Source organism: Bacillus sp. LR--39 (genome assembly GCF_053613335.1).
This window is the reverse complement of record NZ_JBSIOT010000045.1, coordinates 1-2,278: the sequence shown is the minus strand read 5'-3', so window position 1 is coordinate 2,278 and position 2,278 is coordinate 1. Positions and strand designations below refer to the sequence as shown.

The 2,278-nt window shown below is 47.7% G+C and carries 2 protein-coding genes; one reads left to right on the top strand and one right to left on the bottom strand.

Annotation, left to right across the window (positions count from 1 at the left end; translation table 11 throughout):
* The coding region (gene nasB / locus ACWHAR_RS20000; protein WP_452087613.1) for an assimilatory nitrate reductase electron transfer subunit NasB at positions 1 to 1,737 on the bottom strand (1,737 nt) is incomplete at its 3' end.
* A gap of 179 nt (positions 1,738 to 1,916) precedes the next feature.
* On the opposite strand from nasB, the gene ACWHAR_RS19995 reads away from it, so the two are divergent.
* On the top strand, positions 1,917 to 2,278 hold a 362-nt coding region (locus ACWHAR_RS19995), incomplete at its 3' end, for an MFS transporter (protein ID WP_452087612.1).

Here is a 2,278-nt window from a genome sequence, read left to right as displayed (position 1 = left end):
GTGAGTGATGGATACGTCGGAAATGCTGTATGCCTCAATGATGTTGGCGATGGTTCTTAGCTGCTCCGCGTTTGTCCGCCCGCCGTACATTTGCGGAATCAGGATGCATGTCTCTTCAGTGGCTGGCTCAGGCTGGACAAACCCGGGGTACAGCATTTCCAGATAGTATTGAATCGCAGGAACACAAGTACTGCATCCGTTTTTTGTTTTCCAGTCAAGCTGGTTCATCACTTCTGCCGGATTAGTGAATGGCCTGCGCTGAAGCTCAGCGATGATGTCGTCTTCTGTAAAATCAGTACAGCTGCAAAACGAAGGTGTGCCGGCGGGCTTCGTATATTCGCTGTTGGTCATGTACCTCAAAAGGTCCTCAACGAGCGGTTTGCATCCTCCGCAGGACCCAGTGGCTTTGGTGCAGTGCTTGACTTCCTCAACAGTTGTTAAGCTATTCGTGTGCACCGCGTCTTCAATCGCGCCTTTCGTCACTGTGTTGCATTGGCAAATCGTTTCACTGGAAGGCATGGATTCAAATAAAGGGCCGCTTGTCTCCGGTTCGATGATCTGCTTTTTGACAATGGAGATGTCTCGTTGTTTAAGCAGGCTGTCGAGAAGCCGCTGCTTGTCACGGGTGTTTCCGAATAAAATAACGCCGGCCAGTTTGTCATCTGCAAAAAGTGCTTTTTTATAAACGCCTGCTTGTTCGTCGTAGATTTTGATGCTCGTTGTGTGTTCATCCTCTTGGATCTTTCCTGCTGACCACACATCGATTCCAGCTATTTTTAACGCCGCAGATGGTGCTGAGCCTTGATATTCCTCACATGGAACGCCGCAAATATGACTGGCGAGCGCTTTTCCCTGCTCATAAAGCGGTGCCACCAATCCGTACACCGTTCCGTTATGCTCGGCGCATTCACCAACGGCGTAGATATTCGGTTCGCTTGTCTGCATGAAGTCATTCACGATGATCCCGCGGTTCACTTTGATTCCAGCGGATACAGCCAATTCAATATTCGGTCTGACGCCGGCCGCCATCACAATCAAGTCTGCTTTTAATGAAGAGCCATCTTTAAAATGGATTCGGTCTGCTTTCGTGGTGCCGGAAATGGAGACGGTGTCTTTCTCCAAAAGAAAGGTTAGGCCTTTTTGTTCCAGCTCTGTTTGCAGCAGCCGCGCCGCTGTTTGATCGAGCTGTTTTTGCATAATGCCGGCGGAGTGGTGAATGACACTGACATCCATACCGAGATGCTGTAAACCGACTGCAGCTTCCAGTCCTAATAAGCCGGCTCCGATTACCGCAGCCTTTTGAAAGTGCTGGGCCATGTTTATCAGCGCTTGGCAGTCTTCTATTGTCCGAAATCCATAGACACCTTTTTTGTCTGCCCCGGGGATAGGGAGAATATGAGGGGAGGAACCTGTTGCCACAATGAATTTGTCATAAGACAGGATGCGCTTGCGATCCGTTATGACCTGCTGCTGATCTGTATCAATTTGAATAACCGTTTCGCCTGTGTAAAGCGTGATCCCGTGCTTGTCGTACCAATCCTTGCTGTTCAGTGTAATATCATCGAGTGACGCTTCACCCTGCAATACAGAGGATAAGAGAATGCGATTGTAATTGGGATGAGGTTCGCTTCCGAAAATGACAATCTCAAACATGTGGCGATTCAGCTTTAATACTTCTTCAATACAGTGGATTCCGACCATGCCGTTTCCCGCTAACACCAATCTTTGTTTCTTCATGTATCAGACCTCCTTTGGCGAAGCTCGTAAGTTTTCTCCTATTAAAAATTATGTCACAATGCACTGTTAACGCATTAAACGTGTCACAAAAACTTACACATGTCTTTTCCAGAAAATAATGGTCCTATATCCTTGATTCAGAAAATGTAAAATAATGAGGGTCTAGAAAGGGGAATCTTATGAAGCTGTCGGAACTGAAAACTAGCGGTCATCCACTCACGTTGCTCTGTTCCTTTTTATACTTTGATGTCAGTTTTATGATATGGGTTATGCTAGGGGCGCTGGGTGTTTATATTTCTCAGGATTTTGGCCTGTCTCCTTTTGAGAAAGGGCTTGTCGTAGCTGTGCCGATTTTATCTGGATCAGTGTTTCGTATCATTCTTGGTATTTTAACGGACAGAATCGGACCGAAAAAAACGGCAGTGATCGGGATGCTGGTGACGATGATTCCGCTCCTTTGGGGGACATTCGGCGGCCGTTCCCTGACTGAGCTGTATGCCATCGGGATTCTGCTTGGCGTGGCGGGGGCAAGCTTTGCCGT